Source organism: Vibrio sp. 10N.222.48.A3 (genome assembly GCF_041475345.1).
In the GTDB taxonomy this organism is placed as follows: Bacteria; Pseudomonadota; Gammaproteobacteria; order Enterobacterales; family Vibrionaceae; genus Vibrio; species Vibrio tasmaniensis_A.
In genome coordinates this window covers 25,189-43,847 of the sequence record NZ_JBFRVX010000017.1, presented here as the reverse complement: position 1 = coordinate 43,847, position 18,659 = coordinate 25,189, and the positions used below count along the sequence as shown (strand labels likewise).

General features: G+C 39.6%; 20 protein-coding genes. 17 read left to right on the top strand and 3 right to left on the bottom strand.

Features of this window, described 5'->3' with window-relative positions:
* Positions 1–28 precede the first annotated feature (28 nt).
* From AB4653_RS00620 to AB4653_RS00600, 5 genes are all read left to right on the top strand, one after another.
* A complete protein-coding gene (locus AB4653_RS00620) occupies positions 29–1,105 on the top strand; it encodes a hypothetical protein (protein WP_102258433.1) in 1,077 nt (358 codons plus the stop codon).
* A gap of 70 nt (positions 1,106–1,175) precedes the next feature.
* Complete coding sequence (locus AB4653_RS00615) at positions 1,176–2,231, top strand: hypothetical protein (protein WP_102258432.1); 1,056 nt, start codon at positions 1,176–1,178, stop codon at positions 2,229–2,231.
* A gap of 128 nt (positions 2,232–2,359) precedes the next feature.
* Entirely contained in the window at positions 2,360–2,806 is a 447-nt protein-coding gene (locus AB4653_RS00610) for a hypothetical protein (RefSeq protein ID WP_102258431.1), read from the top strand.
* A gap of 267 nt (positions 2,807–3,073) precedes the next feature.
* Complete coding sequence (locus AB4653_RS00605; RefSeq protein WP_102258429.1) at positions 3,074–3,421, top strand: hypothetical protein; 348 nt, start codon at positions 3,074–3,076, stop codon at positions 3,419–3,421.
* A 152-nt stretch (positions 3,422–3,573) separates the two neighbouring features.
* Positions 3,574–3,840, top strand: a complete 267-nt coding sequence (locus AB4653_RS00600) for a hypothetical protein (RefSeq protein ID WP_102258428.1) — start codon at positions 3,574–3,576, stop codon at positions 3,838–3,840.
* A gap of 471 nt (positions 3,841–4,311) precedes the next feature.
* Here AB4653_RS00600 and AB4653_RS00595 read toward each other — a convergent pair whose 3' ends face one another.
* A complete protein-coding gene (locus AB4653_RS00595) occupies positions 4,312–5,631 on the bottom strand; it encodes a trypsin-like serine protease (protein WP_102258427.1) in 1,320 nt (439 codons plus the stop codon).
* Positions 5,632–5,923: 292 nt separating this feature from the next.
* Here AB4653_RS00595 and AB4653_RS00590 point away from each other — a divergent pair, with 292 nt between their 5' ends.
* The 9 genes from AB4653_RS00590 (at position 5,924) to AB4653_RS00550 (ending at position 13,450) form a co-directional block, all read left to right on the top strand.
* Entirely contained in the window at positions 5,924–7,111 is a 1,188-nt protein-coding gene (locus tag AB4653_RS00590; protein ID WP_102258426.1) for a hypothetical protein, read from the top strand.
* A gap of 9 nt (positions 7,112–7,120) precedes the next feature.
* A complete protein-coding gene (locus AB4653_RS00585; protein ID WP_102258425.1) occupies positions 7,121–8,491 on the top strand; it encodes a hypothetical protein in 1,371 nt (456 codons plus the stop codon).
* Between the two features lie 11 nt (positions 8,492–8,502).
* The gene (locus AB4653_RS00580; RefSeq protein WP_102258424.1) at positions 8,503–9,795 is read left to right on the top strand and encodes a hypothetical protein; all 1,293 of its coding nucleotides are present in this window, start codon (positions 8,503–8,505) and stop codon (positions 9,793–9,795) included.
* 384 nt (positions 9,796–10,179) lie between these two features.
* Entirely contained in the window at positions 10,180–11,124 is a 945-nt protein-coding gene (locus tag AB4653_RS00575; protein WP_102258423.1) for a DNA replication terminus site-binding protein, read from the top strand.
* Positions 11,125–11,129: 5 nt separating this feature from the next.
* Entirely contained in the window at positions 11,130–11,522 is a 393-nt protein-coding gene (locus AB4653_RS00570; RefSeq protein ID WP_133151987.1) for a hypothetical protein, read from the top strand.
* A gap of 8 nt (positions 11,523–11,530) precedes the next feature.
* Positions 11,531–11,989 (top strand): hypothetical protein, encoded by a 459-nt coding sequence (locus tag AB4653_RS00565; RefSeq protein WP_102258421.1) that lies wholly within the window; start codon positions 11,531–11,533, stop codon positions 11,987–11,989.
* A gap of 4 nt (positions 11,990–11,993) precedes the next feature.
* The gene (locus AB4653_RS00560; protein ID WP_102258420.1) at positions 11,994–12,272 is read left to right on the top strand and encodes a hypothetical protein; all 279 of its coding nucleotides are present in this window, start codon (positions 11,994–11,996) and stop codon (positions 12,270–12,272) included.
* Positions 12,269–12,682 (top strand): hypothetical protein, encoded by a 414-nt coding sequence (locus tag AB4653_RS00555; RefSeq protein ID WP_102258419.1) that lies wholly within the window; start codon positions 12,269–12,271, stop codon positions 12,680–12,682. Before AB4653_RS00560 ends, AB4653_RS00555 begins: the two co-directional genes overlap by 4 nt.
* 27 nt (positions 12,683–12,709) lie before the next feature.
* On the top strand, positions 12,710–13,450 hold the full coding sequence (locus AB4653_RS00550) for a hypothetical protein (RefSeq protein ID WP_102258418.1): 741 nt from the start codon (positions 12,710–12,712) through the stop codon (positions 13,448–13,450).
* A gap of 46 nt (positions 13,451–13,496) precedes the next feature.
* Here the strand turns inward: AB4653_RS00550 and AB4653_RS00545 are convergent, their stop codons facing one another.
* Together AB4653_RS00545 and AB4653_RS00540 are read right to left on the bottom strand one after the other, a co-directional pair.
* Positions 13,497–13,898, bottom strand: coding sequence for a hypothetical protein (locus AB4653_RS00545; protein WP_133151986.1), 402 nt, complete (start codon positions 13,896–13,898; stop codon positions 13,497–13,499).
* 19 nt (positions 13,899–13,917) lie between these two features.
* Positions 13,918–15,408 (bottom strand): RecQ family ATP-dependent DNA helicase, encoded by a 1,491-nt coding sequence (locus tag AB4653_RS00540; protein WP_102258416.1) that lies wholly within the window; start codon positions 15,406–15,408, stop codon positions 13,918–13,920.
* A 137-nt stretch (positions 15,409–15,545) separates the two neighbouring features.
* Here AB4653_RS00540 and rdgC point away from each other — a divergent pair, with 137 nt between their 5' ends.
* Genes rdgC through AB4653_RS00525 form a run of 3 tightly spaced genes read left to right on the top strand, consistent with a single transcriptional unit; the run spans position 15,546 to position 18,658 of the window.
* Positions 15,546–16,466, top strand: coding sequence for a recombination-associated protein RdgC (gene rdgC / locus AB4653_RS00535; protein WP_157936407.1), 921 nt, complete (start codon positions 15,546–15,548; stop codon positions 16,464–16,466).
* A complete protein-coding gene (locus AB4653_RS00530; protein ID WP_133151985.1) occupies positions 16,453–17,256 on the top strand; it encodes a hypothetical protein in 804 nt (267 codons plus the stop codon). The genes rdgC and AB4653_RS00530 overlap by 14 nt, the downstream gene beginning before the upstream one ends.
* A 16-nt stretch (positions 17,257–17,272) precedes the next feature.
* Positions 17,273–18,658 (top strand): hypothetical protein, encoded by a 1,386-nt coding sequence (locus AB4653_RS00525; RefSeq protein WP_133151984.1) that lies wholly within the window; start codon positions 17,273–17,275, stop codon positions 18,656–18,658.
* Position 18,659 lies beyond the last annotated feature (1 nt).

Sequence of the window (18,659 nt, the reverse complement as noted above, 5' to 3'; positions counted from 1 at the left end):
TTTTGCTGACTAATGAAATGGAAAAACCATGAACTCAAATAGTTACCATCCGATATGGTATCAACGTAATCGCCCTTTTTCAAAAACGGCAAAGCACACTATTAATCAGTTTGGTTTTAGTGGTAACTCCATCCAATCTATTCAAGCGGCAATCAGTCGAGAATGGAATGCTGCTCTTGAGCAGGGGAAGATACATAAAGATAGTATTAGTATCGACCTTATGCCTGAAATTAGCTTGGCTATGTACTATGGTGCTTTTGCTGCAAATGGTCACAACCTATTTTCGTTCACTGATCGTATAGGTGAAATGCTTTCAAACACTAAAGCCTCAGAAGTACCAATTAGCGCATTAAAGTCGCCTTACCCTTACTACTTTGTGCAATTCCATAAATCTGTTTCGTGGGGAAACCTAGAGATTACAGGCGCATATATCGTAGATGTTCCAACGCTATTGCAAGTATGCTTAGTCATCAAACCACTCAACGGTTCATCTCACTGGATGGCATCGCCATCAGGTTACTTCTATTTGCCACTCTCTAAAGAATCTGACACACCATTGGGCGATATTATCCAACAAACTATTGATGTAGAAATCGCAAGCAAATGGGAACTTGCTACCAAGTCAATGCCGATTGAAGATCCAGCTATCATAGATTTGAGAGAGCAACGAGCAAAGCGAGAAACAATGGATCTGAGTAGTGGTAGACAGGCTATCCAACAGGCGATGGAGTATTTAGCTAATTGCCTTTGCTACCTTTCATTACATCGTTTATTGGAAACAGACTTCCCATCAGATGCTCCGAAGTCATTAATAGAAAAACTGAGTAATGCTAAAACTCCAAAACAAAAACAAAAAGCAGAAAGCCAACTGAAGTCAATGGGGTACTTGCCTGTAACTTATATTCGACTCGACTTAGATGAATCGACAATGAGCCCAGTTAATGGGAACGCTACGAGCAATAAACAACACTGGCGTAGAGGGCATTGGCGAAATCAACGTAAAGGAGAAGCTTTGGCGGTTTCTGAATTGATTTGGATTAAACCTACTCTGGTAGGTGATGCCAATAGTGATGAAGAAAATATTCGTGAATACCGTTTAAGCTAAACGCATCGGTATAGGTTTGAAACTAACCAATGCAAAACTTTACGAGGGAAATCCGAAAGGAATTAGCCAGATGACTACACAAAATGACAGGGAACAAGTGGTATTACCTAACATCGGAGGCCTTATAAGTATTGAAGATAATCCAGTCGCTGATGCGGCACGCCGATTGGCTAGTCTAAAGTATGATATTGATACTATCGCTAGGAAAGCGCCCGAAAATATACCTAGCGACTTGCATGGCCCTGCAGCCGGAGGTGAATATGGCCCTCACTTTGGGTCTGATTTCCTGTCAAGTATTTTACCTTTTTTGCCAAGAGAATTTTCAAACGATAAACAAGTTGTAATGAATGTTCCTACTGACCACATTTTAGGTTGTAGTTGGAGAGTATGGCCAGACCCAAACATATCAACTATCGAGAAAGATGAAGTCATAGATTACATATATTCCGAATCGGGAATAATAGATACATTCTATACTTACATACCAGAACTCAGTTTATTCTTGGCTGGAGAAGGCAAGAATAGAGTAAACTTTTGCCGCTATCATAATATCCCTCACATACCTGCTCGCGTAATGATCAAGAACTACCCTGAAGCGAACAGAATCAAAATTTTCACACTCAATATGGCGTGGGGGACTGATGTATGGGCAGTATTGGACGATCGGTTTATCAAAAAAGTCAGTCACTTTGCATATGCTCTTCCGATGTTACGAGCCTATGGAGTCTCGATACTAGACGTTTGGCCTGAAGAATGGCCTTCAGCACTAGAATTGGTGAGTCACTCCGTTGATATTAAAAATAATTCTGGACTGATAGATATAAAGTTAGTGATAGACCGAATCAACATTACTGAGGAAGTAAGCCAATATAATGCTCAATCGGATCGATGTGGTCTTTGGCGTACCAAACACTCCATAAAAAATGTAATATTTTTTGCGATTGGAGCAATGCTATCGGGTGTTGTGGTGTACGAGACTAATAGAACTAGCAATGACATTTTAAACACAGCATCAATGGCAATTATGGCTTTCGCAAGCGGGGTGCTTTTTATGGCAATAGCTCCAATTATAAAATGTTCCCGCTCAGATCTAGCTTCTAAGTTTCAAGTAAAGGGAAAGAAGTAAAGTAAAGGTTATTTTGTAGTTCTAGTGACTTCTTTCTGGACAACTACATCCCTCTATATGGACTGTGAGTAACATTGAAAGCTCAAAATAGAGTGGGACCAAGAAATCAATTCAAAGGAATAAACTACATGTTAATTAAATATTCGGCGTTAGTGTTAACCGTGGCTTTGTCAGCACCTTCGATAGCAGCTTCATCAAGTAATGAAAATGATTTGGGTTTTGAGGGCTACTTGTTAGCATTAGGAACAATGGCACCTAATAGAGCCAAGTTTACTGTAATGCATAAAGACTTCGTCGAAAGTAAATGTGCCTCTAAGCTTACTATTACATCTGTTAATTCAACTGGGTTCCAAAGCATTATTACAGCGCTAGAAGCTGCTGAAAGAATGACAAACACAGGTCTTGAAAAAGACACCCTTCTTGGGGTTGTAATGACATCTGTTATGTCACATACATCATGCAAGAGTTTTAGTTCGGATTTTGAAGCCCTGACCAATGACAAGCTTATTACACAGGGTTATCCAAAATTTACAAAATTCATAAGAACCTGGGCTGATATTACTAAAGATTTTTAGGATGGGAAATTCGTGAACGAAGAAGGACGATTATTTAATATTTATGCTCGAATGGCGCTTGGCGTACTAGTTAGCATTGGTACTGGTGTGTATGGGTATTATTCGAGCGATAACACCTGGATGATTACATCTAGTGTTTTCGTGGTTGTAGTACTGGGTATCGGCTTAATTCAGTACATTACTTTTATTCGTGAAATTAACAGATCACTAAAGTAGGAAGCATGTACCAAGGCTGGGTGATTAAATTAAACAAGGAGTTCATTAAATATGCGATTAAAATCTATTCTAGCCGCTATTGCGGTCTTAGCCTTTTCGCCTCAATTGGCCTACGCACAAACGTCAGCTTTTAGTAAGAAACCTACTAAAGTTCAAGCGAATCAGGTGCTAGTCACATTGCCAAACAAATATGATGGTTCTGACATCCTTAAGGTCGAGATTAACGATTTAAGTTACTTAAGTGTTCACTATCGCAATAAGACCACTGGTAAAGAAGATAGTGTTTGGTGTGCTGAATATACTAACTCTGGTCTTAAGAAAACTCATAACGCTTCAAAACCTATCACAAAACCGCTTTGTGATGCTGGTATTGCTGCTTTCAAGAAAGCTACACAATAAACGATAAATGAACATTACGGTAACGCAAAGCAATAGTGGCAATTTACTAGTAAAGGTCGGCTGTATGCTGAGGAATTACATTCTTACAGAATGCGACCTAAACGGACTTACACTAAAAAAATCAATTAATTAGGAAATAGGAGATAAGTAAAATGACCGTTATTTCGCAATTTATCCATGCCGGAGATGTAGGAGCACAAGAAACAGCCAATGCTAATGGTTACAAGGTGACTGCTGAAAGTTCGCTTAAAGGGTACGCTCGGTTGAACATAGAGTGCTTGGCACCTGACAGTGATGAGCCGGTGAATTCTCAAGGTGTAGACTTAACCGCTAGTGAGTGCAGGGCAGTGGCAAAAATGCTGGAAGGTTGTGCGATTGTTTTAGAGGCTGAGTCTAGTACGGACACTGACAAAGTATAAGTCGAGCCCCGTATTTTGAAGACTCAATTGATGTAAAAAAATAAGTTTTTTTACAAAATCATTAATTTGGAAAACGAGATGTCAGGACAAGAGAAATATTTAACAGAACTACTGGAAGACGTAAGAAGCCTAGTAGAGTCTCATCCGTCAACTTCACCGCTAAGAAAACAGCTAGTTAATTTGCTGAATCGTAAGAATCATACTAACGACCAACCTTTTAAGGTGCGCCAGCATAAATAGGAAATCGTATTATGAAGAAAGGTATTGAACTGGCAGCAGAGCTAATTCTGCATAAGAACATTGTACCCACTTACTGTAGCTCAAGAAACCCTGTTAGAGATGCGCCACTTTAGTCAGCTAGGTTCGAGTCAGATATGGCTTGTAAAAAACTCAGCATTTTTTAATTGAAATTTCCAATAAAAAAGCCCAACACTAAATTATATAGTGTTGGGCTAGATCATAAATTTTTAATTAAGCTTTTCGGCGCAACCATCCAAAACTCATAAGAGCGAGCATTGAAAATAAGCCCATAGACCCACCCGAACCACCACTAGGTGCTGCAGCGGGAGTGCTTTTAGTGGTTGGTTTAACACTTATTTTAAGTGGTACTGACTCCCCGTTACCCATATCTATAGATGCGGTGAATGTTGACGTAATACCAACACCTTTCGGATCAAATGAAGCCGTCATTAAACAACCTTGTTTAGCATCAAGGATTCCAACACAGCCTGCAACAACAGCACTAAACTGTCCCGTAGGATCAACAAGCGTTGGCGCAAGATTAACACTTGATCCAGAGAAGTTTTGAATAGCTACAGTGAATGCTTGAGTTGAGCTATCACCACTGGTTACTTGCTTATGTGCGTTAGGGTAGATAACTTTATTAATTGCAGAGGCAATATGATCCATAGAATATGTAAAGTGCTGAAAAACGTCTTTGTTTGACCAAGCACTTGATGAAGCAATTGCAAGGATCTTGTTGTCATGTGAAAGAGGAGTACCACTATCGCCAGCTCCTAATTCAGTAGTCCCTACATTCCATAGTTCAACTGTGTCGTATCCATCCCAGTAACAAATATCACCTGTAGTCCCATTGTATGTAGTCGCTAGGCAAACAATGGGAATATCAACACCTACTTCTGCGTCATACACGTCACCAAACCCCTTACCTTCAGTTCGTGCTTGATGCCATGAGTTGTTCGTTTTAAATTGCGAAGTTTGCATGATGCTCGGTGCTGAACCCGAACTATCGATACCAAACCCACGAAAGGTCATCTTTGTATCTAACGGCAAATTATTTGTTTTGGTACCAAAATCATACAGAGGAGATAGAATAGCGCCTGTACTGTGACCAATTTTAGAATCTAATTTCAAAAGCGCCCAATCTTTATTGACTTTTGAATCTTTCAATGAGTATCCAGTCAAGCCACTGTCAGCCGCAAGTAAAGTAGCGAATCGAGCATCCGTGTTGGCCACCCAATCAGCTGCTAAACCCGAATCTTCCCCCGTTTTTACAATGGTATATCCTACAGAAGCCGTGGTTTCATTCTTGATACTTTGGCCATACTTCATAATACCTGTCGAACCAATACCACCAACCAGACAGTGTTTTGCTGTAAGGAAATACTCGGAACCGATTAACGCTCCACCACAATTTGAACCGTTAAAGTCAACTTTAAGAACATAATCTTGGTAAGTTGACGAAGACACATTTGTGCCATTGACAACAGCAACTGCAGGTAACGATGCTAGCACAGATATAGCTAGGAAAGAGGCTTGAAGACGTTTCATAATTAATCCTTAATTGAACAGTTCGTATACTTATACTTTATGTGTTCACTATAACACCCCCCTATGCAGTCCTACACAGGAATTGGAAAAAAATACTATATAGTGTAAAAAAATTAGTTAATTGAGAGTGTTGTAGGTTAGCTAACAAGAAATAGTTGAGGATAATTGTAAAAATTTTAGGATTGCAAGAATATAATGTATACTGTAATGCATTAAAATCTTGTGTTGACTTGCGGTGTGTTAAACGGTGATGCGGCAACATTTCATATAACTTACTCGTCAGGGGTGATCTATGAAATTTCGCATAAAACCGATAGCATTAAGCATGTTATTCGGGCTAATTGCGGCTTCATCAATGCCAGTACTAGCAAACAGCCTCCAAGCACAAAATAAGGCTTTAACAACTCATACAAGCCACCAGCAAACTACACGTTTAACAAAAGATATTGTCAAGCGTGTAATTACAGGTGTTCAGCAATACTACATATCAAATAGTGGCACTTGGCCAACTGCGTTAGCAGATATCTCAACATTCTATTCAGGTAGCTTTATTACACCGGCAGGAACTATTACCGGTTCACCGACACCTACCGGGTTTAATTTAACTGTAAGCGTTAGAAGCAGTGATAAAAATTTGATTACCATGCTTAACGCGATGGCTTCTAAGAATGCCGGAACTCTAACAGGTAACATTCTCAATTTTCCAATAGCCTCGCCTAACCAATACGCCCCACTAAATAACATCATCTCACGATTTGAAGATGTCCAAGGAGGGGGGGAACGAAACAAACTCCACGCTGCAGTCAACATGAACGGCAATGATATTACTGGAATAGATAACACAAACATTCAAACAGCAAACGTAGTCAACGCCACGATAAAAACGAGCCTCGCAACTAATTTGAATGTCGTCAATGCCAACATTACGGAACAAACTGTAGGTACAGAATTAGTAACTCAGTTAAATGCTGATGTCGCTAATTACAAAACGACAGGAATCACAACACTGGTAAACAATGGTGTAATTAATTCAACTCCCAGGATCGATGTCTCTAAAGTTAACGCTGGAGGTTACAATGTTATTGCTAATGGCGGCGTGATTAAATACCAAGGTCAAGACGTAACGCACCGCTATCTAGGTATTAATTCTAAGGCGGATGACAGTCTAAGGTTAGGTGGCGTAGATGGAGCAAGGTTTTTACAACGCAACAAAGTAAATAATTTTCGTCACAGTCAGAAATTTAACAACTCGTTAGTTGTTAACGGCCAACTAACAACAGGAACAGTAACAGCATCCAATACAACGGTGAATGGTCGAATTTATGGTAATCAAATAAAAGCCACAAGCAGAGCGACAATAAACGGTAAAAATGCTCAGTCTTACGATAATCGCTCTCGGATACACAATGTAAACAAAATTAAAGAAGTTGAAAGGAAGATTCAAAATCAAGGTACTGCCCAAATAGGCGTTTGGAACTAAGGACAGGTTATGAAACTGAAAATACTAAACTTAGTGTGCGTAATTACACTAGGTTCACTAAGCCACCATGCGCTTGCTTCCGGTGAACATCTGAGAAAACAAAATGTAACGACCGAAAACAATTTGGAACTAATTGCTGACACAAAAGTAGAACTAAAAACATTAATAAAATCACTAAATAAATACTACCAAGCTAAAGAAGCTTGGCCATCAAGCATTGCCAATATATCTAAATATTACAATGGTGACTTTAACACACCATTTGGAAAAATATCGGGTACACAAACTCTAAATGGCTACTCAGTAAGCGTTGTAACCAGTGGCCTATCCGGTAACGTACTAGCTAATTTGTCGAGCATGGTAAAAACAAGTGGCGGTTCAATGTCAGGATCGACTATTAGATATGACTTAGATGCCCCGGTATCGATGAATTTCACAGACAAAGCACTTTCTCGATATACGGACGCATCTGGTGAGAAAAACAAGATGTACGCAAATATCCTCATGAACGGGCATGATCTGAATAATGTCCAAAATGCAGGGGTAAAATCAGCTGAATTTGACACAGCCAAGATAAGCAATTCCAATTTAGATGCGGTATCTATAACTAATAGTGTAGTTGACAAAGCCTCTTTAAATGTACTTAACGTGCAGAATCAAGCAGCTCAAGACGTAACAATAACGAGGGCAAATTTAGCGACTGAGTTAACGGTTGCATCAGCATTTACAGTAGGGACTCTAGAAAATGATGGTGTCATTGCCGCTGGTGGCCATGTCGTTATAAATAATGACGGTAAAGTATTCTACGAAGGTGAAGATTTAGATACCCGCTACTTAGGCCTTGGAGTCATGGCTCAAAATGCCACAAGGCTGGATAATATTTTGGCCGCCAATTTTGCACGAAATGACAAATCCAACGTATTTAATGGTACAAATACGATCACAAGAAATGCATCAGCATCTACGACTAAATCCACTAACGTACGCGTCAAAGGAAACGCACATACCAATCAGGTGAACTCTTCAGTAGCAACGATCGGTAACGCTTATGTAGGGAATGAGTGGGCCAGCAGTACATACGCAAGGGTTGATAGAAACACTATCAACTTGGATGCGTTAAGCCGTAAATTTAATGTCAGTGGCTCATTTCCTGTTGGTCACTGGAGATTCGTAACTAGATTTGGTTATCACAATCAACCTAGAGGTCAGTCCGATTTTACTGCGATAGTTGGAGAGTTATGTAAGAAAACCGGCCAAAACGTAGTGAACGCATATCATCAACAAAACTCCTGTCACTCAGACTGGACTTCAACTCAATGTGATAACTATAACCGGCCTTCAAACACATTTTTATATGGTGAAGTTTTAACATGTCAATAGGAGCAAACACCATGAAATACATAACCGCAACGCTTGTAGTTCTATCGTTTATTTGTACTGCTCCCATAGCATACGCCGACGGTCACAAAAAAATGGAGTTTACGTCACAAGCAAATGTAAGCCTTATAACACGAACCCAAAATGAAGTAGCGAGGTTGGCTAACGCTCTTCGCAGCCATTACACAAAAAATATGGCAACATGGCCATCCTCATTAAAAGGCGTGACCAACTACAACGGGGATTTTGCAACTCCATTCGGCTCTATCACTGGAGCAATTAAAGGGTCAAAGTATCGATTAACGATCACCTTACGAACTAGCGACAAGACACAGCTGGCTTTGTTGGGGGATATGGCAGAACGAAATAATGGAGAATTAGTTGGCTCAAAATTGATTTTCGATGTGAGTGCAGACCAAACATCAGTGGCTATGCAAAGCGGATTATCTAGATTTAAGGACCCGTCAGGTGAGCTAAATACGATGCACACTAATTTGGACGTTAACAACCAAAACTTGTCAGAGATAAACCTAATAGAAGCGAAAACAGCCACAATAATTGAACTCGCTGGCACATCAGCAACAATAACCACAGCGAACACCACTAATATGGCTGCCTCTGGTGTAACGAAGATAAATAAAGACACTGTAACGAATTTGACAGCAACGGTAGCTAATTTGGACACAGCTAAGTTAAACCATGCAACTGTATCGACTTTGAATAACAAGGGAAGAACAAATGCCGATAGTGGTATGAGTGTTAATGGTGCCTTAGTATTTAGTGGAAATGGCAAGGTTTATCATAGAAATAGAGATCTGGATAATTTACTTTTAAGGAAGAATTCCACAGCAGTGGATACCAATAGAGTAAGGGGCTTGGATTCGAGTTCTTTGGCGAGAAAAGATGTAGGAAATACATTCACGGCTGACCAGCACTTTAACGCAGGACTAACCGCGTCAAATCTAACGGCTTCAACCCTTATAATGCGCAATAATCAAGCCATCAATACGTCCACATTAAATGCAGGAACAAGTCAAACAAATAACGTACGTTACGGAAATAACTATCTAACAAACGTTCAGAGTCAATCTAAAATAAATGAACAGAAGATAGCTTCTTTGCAGAGAGTAAATCTGAGTGTCATAAGGGTAGGGCATTGGGTAAAAGGGGGCAGTACGGGAAACAGAAGATTAGACCATATGGATGGGATTTGTAAAAAAGGTGATAAAGCTTACACCTCAAAAGAGGAATGCAATTATAAAGGCGAAAACTGTAGAATTTATAACACTTACTACACCTGCTTATAGTCATAAAAAACCGCTGCCATTATTGCAGCGGTTTTTGTTTATAGAAGCTACCTTGATGTAAACACAGAATCGATATAGCTGCCACTACCAACAAAACCATTCTTAATAATACTATTCACATCGCAAACAGAAACGAGTAAAATGATTTACAATGTATATTGTAAATCATTTATTTGGTAACATACTAACAATGCTAGGAGGGCTTTAATCGGCGCTTCACCCTTGCATTAAGCCTTAATCACTTGGATTTGTTGAAAATGATGCACATTTATTTCTTTTCTTCTTTTTCTTCCTTCCTTCCATTTCTCCGGCGGGTCGAGCATTGGCACTGTTGAAGTTTATAAGTCATACTCTCGTTAGTATGTAACCAATTGAGGGTCGAATATGAGTCAGTTCCAAGAAGATGTACCGGTTATCAAAACCTATGAAGAAATAAAACTTGTGGCCATTCCTAACTTACTCGACGCATTGAGTAAGTGTGAACTGATCCAGGCCCCGTTATTTGGGTTTCAAATGCCGGATAAGTTAAAACTCAAAGATCATGTCGAAGTTAATCCTCTGACTGCCGATTCTATTTCAGACATCATTGAACCGTTGCGTAATGTACTTATGCCTCACTACCGTTCGGAATCTTCGCCATACCCAACACGACTCATTGGTTTTTTACAGATAACTGGTAAGGATGAATTGGTTGCTGCAGCGAAAGAAAAAGCCGTACGACTTAATTCCCTAAAAGAGCAGTTTGGTGATCAGCTGAAGGAAATGTTTCCGAACATGAGAAAGCGCTCTACATTTCTTCGTGAACAATTTCAATCAATGAGCTCTCGGTCGGTACAGCGACAACTCATCATTGGTGATAGCAATACCGTTAAATTTACTCTTCACTGGACAGAGGCCAATACAAAAGCGGTATTTCGTGAGTACGCAGACATTCCCGACATCTTAGCTAAGTTCAATGACGACAACACCAGTATGTCTACAGTCAGCGATATGATTGATGAAAGAGTGAGTCACAATGCAAAAGATCAAATCGTCCAAATTAGCGATGTCCGAGCTCATGTTTTTGCCAACTTGAGCTATGTGAATGAAAACGGGATAAGAAAGCGCGATAAGCATCGACCTGGGTTACCACTTATCATTTTTGGTAATCAACCTATTGAGCCATGCGTTCTCGGCAATTTTAAAGCGAACTCACTAACCAAAATGAACAACAACAAATCAAAATACAAATACCACACGCTCTACGAACCACTAGGTTTGTTGCAGCGACGATTATCGGACGATGAATACCTTGAAAAATGCAAAAAAGCACAAGAAAAGGAGTCATGAACACAATGAAAAGTGATCAAGCGTTGATTTGCGCTAAAGAGACTGCAGAAGCCTTTTTTAATAGCGAAATCCCTATGGATTACATTCATGCACACATTCGAGCTAATTTCAACGAACTCGAAGAGTCCATACATCTAGAACTATATAACCTTGAGTTGGAAACGTTCAGCTGGCAATTAGGACAATGGATTACAGAGCAAAGCGATGCTGCTGAGTTAGTCACGACGAAAGCAGATATCGAAAAGGAAGTGGCAAAGCGGTGTTTGGCCAAATGGCCCGTTACTGATTCGGCGTTTGATGCATTCGTGGCGATGAACACCCACCGAAAGGCAATAAGCTCTGCTATTCACGCTAGAGAACAGCTCGCTTATCTCGATGACCTCACTTTGGTAGCGTAAGGGATAACATGAACATTAAACGGTATTTCAATAACGGTGTATGTGCTCAAGTGTCACAGCAACACAACACTAGAAAGATCATCACAGTAGCCATTGAGCTTATCCCTAGAGAGAGCGACAACAACGACTACGAAAACAAAATTTTGGTTCAACTAAAAGAGTCGGAAGTCAGTGTTCTATTAGAAACGTTGCTCTTGTATCGAGAAGAAATGTCGATTGGTAATCACGGCAGCAACAATGACAAAATGCTCACAGTACGCAATCAGAACAACGGTTTGTTCATCTTTATGCGTGAGGGGAGGAAAGAAACACAGCTTACCTTCGTAATTGATGAGGATGCTCGCTTTGAGTTATTAACGCTGGTGGCCGACGTTGTGGCGAAAAGAGATAAGATCAGCGTGAAAGATGTACTAGATTTATTACGCGCATTATCGTCACGACGCGCACAACTAAATATAAATAGGTAGCACAGTGAAGTTGAATGTAAATTTCGATAATTTGATTAAAGAAACAGCCAAAATCAAAGGATTGTGGAGTCTAGCTAGGGTTATAATTGAACAAGGGCAAAGCTACGACAATATCATTCTGACCTTATCAGAATACACGAACGATAACTCAGGCATCATTAAAAGAACAGTAGACGGACATTTGTCATTCATGATTGCCAATGAAGTTGTAGTGATTGAGAGACAACCAGGTGGTGAAACTCTCCAACCTAAGTACTTAACAAAAGGAACTGTATTGTTATGAGTATGAATAAACAAATGCAATTTGAATTTGAAACTATGGTTAAAAATAGATATCCCAAACTATTTGCACGCATAGTACCGCTAGATTTCGACATTGCTAGACAGTTAACAGATGATTTGATTGATGCCAAAAGTGGATATCCGACATCTTGTATTCGAAGAATGGTTGCTCGCTTTATTGCACAACACACTAAATCACCAATCTACATTCTTGAGGTGACTAAAGCTTTCTACAAGAAACAGCCAAGAGTCGGCATTTATGGCCCATCTACACATATACTTTCTGGCCATATATTAGAAATGATAACGATTGCAGATAGAGAACCGAACTTCTTTATGGACTTAGAAAACTATGAAGCAATGCGTTACTACGAGGCGGTAAGGGAAGAACTTACCTGCGTTGTTCAATAGACAATCTCCAACACAAAGGATGTGTAAATGAGGATCACACAAGAAGATTCAATTAATCACTACTTAAAATCCAAGTTCGATGTAGTTATTGTTGATAGATTGGACTCTGGTAGCTTTGGGACCTGCTTTGAATTATCTAACGGACATGCTCTGAAGGTCACCACAAGTTTGAGTGAAGGAGTGTACGCAGCTCGTTGTTTAAATCAAAAAATGGATAATGTAACTGACATTCATAACGTAGTTTGTTTTCAAGATAGCGATTTTATTAAGAACCCCATCTTCCTTATAGAGCAAGATTTAGTCGATACCAATCACGATCGCTGCTATGTCGCAGGGCGAGCTTTATCTCTATTGGATGAATCTCTCTTCAGCATTTATGACTTCCTTGACCTTGATGATATGAGGGATGAAATTCGATATCAATTTGAAGCTGAACCTGAACTAATGGAGTGCATTGAAGAACTCCAAAATGGTATTTATCAGCATCAGGCATTGGGTAATATGGCCGCAGACGTAAAAGAAGATAACTTTGGCGTTAAATACATAGCAGGACAGCCCGTACTTTGCTTGTTTGACCAAATGAACCTGGGACTTGAGCGGCAACTGAAATTCAGATTTCATTTAGAAGAGCACCTTGAGCCATCCCAGTTAGATAAAGTATTGAAAGCGGATTTCCGCGTAGTCAGGAAAGAACTTGCCGAATTAGTGAGTCTACAAAACGTTGAGAATGTAGAAGACCTAACGTATTCCACCGATTTTAATATGTAGAATTAAGATCTGCTCCTTTGTTGGTCGCGCAGTGGGATTTCGGCTTCTACCGAGAGCAATTAATATCTATCTCCATCATTAAATCGTCCATCTCGCATTGTGCCAACGTAAACCGCTTACCGTAGACATTGCACCGTTTACAGCGCATCCAGTCAAACATCAGGTCTGTTTTGTGTTCCACTTCGCTAACCAAAGAATGTTTATCCCACTCATGTTCACAAGCAAGGACATTAATTGGAAGCTTCATCACCTCTAACTCTTTTTTGTATTCTTGAGAGTATCGATAGTAGGTGACGTCAGAACCTAATCTAGATACCATTTGAGCGCAGATAGAACAGACTCTCCACCAGCCATAATGTTCACTTTCTTCTTTACTGAGGTAGTATTTCCCTACGGATTTCTCAAATTCACAGATTTGACAACACCGTTTTTTAGGTTCTATGCTCATTTCATCGTCCTCATGGTAACTATAACCCCGCATAGCACTGTGTTAGGTAATTGACATTAGTGCCTTTTTTGGCGATGTAATCTTGCATCAAGTTAAACTCTAATTTGGCATGTGCCTTTCCTTCGTTATAAGCCTCACAACTAAAGTTCACATTAGGCATTAGAATGTAGAACGGTTGACCTGATTGAACATCGAGGTACACAATTCCCGTTCGGACTAAATAACTTAGACAGGCGTTGATTACCGTTTCACTTAATTCGGTTGAATACTCAGCGTGAGCAACGATCCAAGGCGTAATTTGCTCATAGAGTTCTGGGGAATCAACCTCTATGGATGATTCAAATGCAGCATACTCTTTTAAATATTGAAGCATCAGCGCGACCGACTTACTACTTGGATAAGACATCTCAATAAGGACATTTCCAACATGATGGCTGTCTTCAGAATGAAGTAAATAGGCATTGGAAGGTTGGCCATCGCGACCAATTCGCCCCGTTTCTTGCAAGTAAGCATCTACATTTAATGGGATGTCTACATGAAAACATTGACGAATATCTGAGATGTCTATACCAACACCAAATGCGTTCGTTGCAACCATTACCCCTGAATTAGATTGTACGTATTCACTAAATTGGGTTTTCTTTTGTTCAGGGAGCATGCCTGAATGATATTTGTATACATTTAAGCCTAAGAGTTCTAACAATTTAAAGACGACATCTACGCGCTTTCGTGTACCACAAAATATCAGAGTTTTATCGATACCCAGATAAGGCTTCATTGTCTTAACTGCTTTAACACACGAATTATGAAGCTTGGATGCTTTACTGTCTCCTGCAGCTCCGTTTAACCTGACTAGCTCGCTAAGTGTTAGTGCTCCAGATTCTTGCAAGATTGTATAATCAATATTTGCTTTTACTGGATTATCTCTAATAACTGTAAAATCAGAATCGAACACCTCATTTAAAGTATCAATGGTGGCGAGTGATGCTGTAGCGGTTAAGGCTAAAAATTGAGGTTTTTTGATCTGCGAGCGGATCGTGTCAGAGAAGGCTTTAAAAGCTGGTCTAAAGTTATCTCCCCATTGCTTAACAAAATGAGCTTCATCAATCACTATGCGTCTTACTTTACGTTTTGACAATACTCTTGAGAGAAGTGCTGTGTGAGCAATCGACTCAGGTGAACAATAGATGAGCTTAACAGATTCTAAATTCTTAGTAATGGCTTCTCTTTCTGACTCTATAAGCTGACTGTGGTAGGCCATAGCTACGACTTCACCCATTTTCTTATTAATGGTGGTCACTTGATCCGAAATGGTGGATATCAAAGGGCTGATAACAATCGTAACTTGGTCGTCGAGTAACGCCGGCAACTGAAAGCAAAGGCTTTTTCCGTACCCTGTAGATAAAGCGGCTAAAACATTTTTCCGTTCTTTGACGACTAGCTGTATGACATCTCTCTGCAATGGCTTTAAGCAATCTACCCCAAGCTTCTCTAAGATTTCATTAAGCATCTTTTATCCCCTTTAATAAATCGTTTACTCTCCACCCAATCTAACATGGGTTTTTCCCGGCATCCGGCGGAATTAGGATGAAATTTTAAATTAAGTTATATACTATAAACAAACAATCCGAACATAAGGGCGTAACAGTGCTTATAAAAAAAATCAGTGTGTTTTCGTATAACTTATCGGATAACACGCTTCCTAACATAAATAAGATTGCCTCAAACAATTCATGTCCTGAAACAACAGAAACCATCTTGAAAACTCGCGGTTTTGAACGCCCCTTTATGGATATTGATCAACATGAGGAGTTTGCGGTTCAAGTTGGTGAATTTGTTATCGCTATGATTGTCATTCAGGAGAGAAAGGCTAAGCGAGATGATGTCAGCCATAAGTTAGCTATATGGAAGCAAGAGATGCGTAATGGCGATGCCCCTGTCACGCGTAAGGATGAACGTGATCAAAGGAAAGTTATCGAAGCAGAGTTAGCTAAAATAGCATTACCGAGCCGCAATGAAATAGAGATGTTCATTGATATCAAAAATCAACAAATTTGGTTGACCACCAGCTCTAAAAAAGAAATTGATGAAATTTCTTCTTTACTTATGTCTGCAGGTATTTCCCTTCAAGCAAAACCGTTTTCGCCAGTCATGGAGGAAAACTTAACCGAATTCATAAAAGTGCCTAACAAGATTGCTGAAGACTTTGATTTAGGAGATAAAGCTAGCTTGGTCAATGAAAAAGCTATCGCTCGATACACGGGGCAAGATTTAGCATCTTCTGAACTTGAAACGAATGTAGATAAATGCAAACAAGTCACCAGTGCTGAATTTGAATTCAAAAAAGCCATTAAATTTTCTATCAGTAACACACAAGCTCTAACTAGCATAAAGTACGATAAAGATGCAGTTATTGAGATGTTAGAGTATGAAGTAGAAGATGGCGATTTATTGCATTTAGCCAAGCAATCGATCCGCATTAGATTGGAAGCTCTCAATCTACTTATTCCGAATCTTTTCTCCATGTTTGACGCTATGGACGAAAGTGGCGGTTTTGAAATTAGTTAAAGAGGAATTAATGATGAATAGCAAGTTTTCAAAATTGATACTTGGGTTAACACTCGCACTCCCGTTTTTACCCGCCATCTGCAATGCTGGAGACTGGGTTTCTAGGGGGCATTGGGAGTTTCAGGAAAGTGTTGATTACAATAAATTTCCCGATAGCCGGTGGAAACAAACTGTTGTTTTCGATATCTACGATACCTCACCTGAATCCAGAACTACTGTACAACGCGAATTGGCGGAAATAGGAAATATGGTTAACGGTAAGGGATTGGTTAAAAATTACAATAGAATGACTTCCTTATCAGAGAAATGGGTCAACTCATATATTAATTCTTTTGGTCAAATACCCGGGCGCTTCAAAGAGAAAACCGCAAGACGAGATCTCTTAGGTATGAATATCATGCTGTTCAGCCATAAACTAAATGGACAAAGCAGCGCAGATCTTTACAAGCTGTACGACAACCTACAATCACTTAGACATCATACCCTTTATCGTAAATGGTTTACCTGCACAATAGGTAATGGGGACAAAGAACGTTCCGTTAAATGTGAAGATGTCGTAATTCCATTTATCTCAAAAGCAAAACTTGCGAGAGTAACCAATCAATTTTCTAAATTGTACGGCTTTAATCCAAATAAGAGTTCATTCGTGATGTACAACAAAACGACTAATGAACTTCTAGTAGCAAGATATAAGCAACAAAACCCAGATGACCTCGTAAAGCTGTACCCAATCAACTTGAACACTGGGAAAGGTGGAGCGCCACTATTTTTAAGTGAGTTTAGATTTTAGAGCAGGCAGTAGAGCAATGGATTACAAATACAAAATGAATAAAGTATCCGCGTGCGTTGTGACACTTATGTTGACTGGTTGCTTCAGTAGTGGGCCGTCTACTATCTCGGTTTCAATTAGTGACCAGGCTACAAAAAAACTTCTTGCTGAAATGAACCCTAGTGATTTCAGTGTTTTTTATCTCGACACCCAAACATTTTCAAAAATCACTACGGTATACACAGATATGCTGCTTGTTAACCAGGCACTCGACTCGGCAGATTTGCGCACCATTAATGAATACCTACCATCTCTAAACTCGGTACGATTGCGTAATTATTACGATCAAAACTTATCTGATTTAATGCAAAATTTTAGATACAACGAAGCGATGAAGTCCTTTAACGAGGAACTATCAGGACTTTCCATTGCCTCTGAACATTCTCAAAGCCAATTACAGAAAATAGAAAGTCATATAGATAAGTATGTTGCTCTCGACAAAATTGAAGGCAAGAAAACTGAAGTAGTGCAAAATGAAATCGCCAATTCAAAATATCGCATTGTTCAATTAAAACAAGAATTAGAGCGTAAGGTTAGGGGGTTCCAATTACGTGCTGGGGCCATTTTTAAGGCTAAAGATGTAGCTTATGAACACCACAACGTATTTGCAGCTATAAATAATAACTGCAATAGGTACAGTGGTAAGTACAAGTACCGTGTCTATATAGGTGATCTTTGCTTTGTAAAATCCCTCCCGCCAGGTGTGAAGTTCGATATAGCGATGAACAAAGCGTACCAAAAAGGATTCATCGACTACATCGGTCACCGATTTAAACTTACTAACAGTAGCCCCGCTTACAATGGTACATACTTAGCAGAAATAGATGAAATTAAACAAAGCATTCACCATGAAAAGAAACAATTAGATAAAGTATATGGAAGCCTAAAAAAACTTAATAGAGAGGCAGGAACCCTCAGTAGCATTGCTAGGAATGATCGATACAAAATTGAACATTTCGCCAGAAACAAAACGAAATTTATCGAAACCTTCCTAGGACAAGAGTTTCTGGACGTTAAGAACAAGATTGGCTTCGGTGTTGATTTGAATGACCCGTCATCTCCGCTTTATTTGGATGTATCGGATATTTTGGCAAATACACCAGCCGTAACACTTGATAATTCTTACAGTGCCGATTTTAAATCTAATTCTTCAATGGTAGTCATCGTAGTCGGCAAGGAAAGTGGCAATCCTAACTTTCCAGTTTTCATGCTTCCTGAAGTTATCGATCAATCGACCATTGGCGCACAGGAAACTCTTTACTACAACTTAGGAAGCAACAACACAGAAAGTGTAAGCGACAAAGGAGCATTTGATACCTTTGTTACTCTTGTAGGCGAGTCATATGTACGGTGGAAAAAATAAT

Bases quoted from the DNA above. Each gene is read 5' to 3' on its own strand.
- AB4653_RS00555 (WP_102258419.1), top strand. From the start codon at position 12,269: ATGAGTATGAATAAACAAATGCAATTTGAATTTGAAACTATGGTTAAA.
- AB4653_RS00590 (WP_102258426.1), top strand. From the start codon at position 5,924: ATGAAATTTCGCATAAAACCGATAGCATTAAGCATGTTATTCGGGCTA.
- AB4653_RS00600 (WP_102258428.1), top strand. From the start codon at position 3,574: ATGACCGTTATTTCGCAATTTATCCATGCCGGAGATGTAGGAGCACAA.
- AB4653_RS00550 (WP_102258418.1), top strand. From the start codon at position 12,710: ATGAGGATCACACAAGAAGATTCAATTAATCACTACTTAAAATCCAAG.
- AB4653_RS00580 (WP_102258424.1), top strand. From the start codon at position 8,503: ATGAAATACATAACCGCAACGCTTGTAGTTCTATCGTTTATTTGTACT.
- AB4653_RS00540 (WP_102258416.1), bottom strand. From the start codon at position 15,408: ATGCTTAATGAAATCTTAGAGAAGCTTGGGGTAGATTGCTTAAAGCCA.
- AB4653_RS00585 (WP_102258425.1), top strand. From the start codon at position 7,121: ATGAAACTGAAAATACTAAACTTAGTGTGCGTAATTACACTAGGTTCA.
- AB4653_RS00545 (WP_133151986.1), bottom strand. From the start codon at position 13,898: ATGAGCATAGAACCTAAAAAACGGTGTTGTCAAATCTGTGAATTTGAG.
- AB4653_RS00570 (WP_133151987.1), top strand. From the start codon at position 11,130: ATGAAAAGTGATCAAGCGTTGATTTGCGCTAAAGAGACTGCAGAAGCC.
- AB4653_RS00565 (WP_102258421.1), top strand. From the start codon at position 11,531: ATGAACATTAAACGGTATTTCAATAACGGTGTATGTGCTCAAGTGTCA.
- AB4653_RS00610 (WP_102258431.1), top strand. From the start codon at position 2,360: ATGTTAATTAAATATTCGGCGTTAGTGTTAACCGTGGCTTTGTCAGCA.
- AB4653_RS00620 (WP_102258433.1), top strand. From the start codon at position 29: ATGAACTCAAATAGTTACCATCCGATATGGTATCAACGTAATCGCCCT.
- AB4653_RS00605 (WP_102258429.1), top strand. From the start codon at position 3,074: ATGCGATTAAAATCTATTCTAGCCGCTATTGCGGTCTTAGCCTTTTCG.
- AB4653_RS00615 (WP_102258432.1), top strand. From the start codon at position 1,176: ATGACTACACAAAATGACAGGGAACAAGTGGTATTACCTAACATCGGA.
- AB4653_RS00525 (WP_133151984.1), top strand. From the start codon at position 17,273: ATGGATTACAAATACAAAATGAATAAAGTATCCGCGTGCGTTGTGACA.
- AB4653_RS00595 (WP_102258427.1), bottom strand. From the start codon at position 5,631: ATGAAACGTCTTCAAGCCTCTTTCCTAGCTATATCTGTGCTAGCATCG.
- AB4653_RS00575 (WP_102258423.1), top strand. From the start codon at position 10,180: ATGAGTCAGTTCCAAGAAGATGTACCGGTTATCAAAACCTATGAAGAA.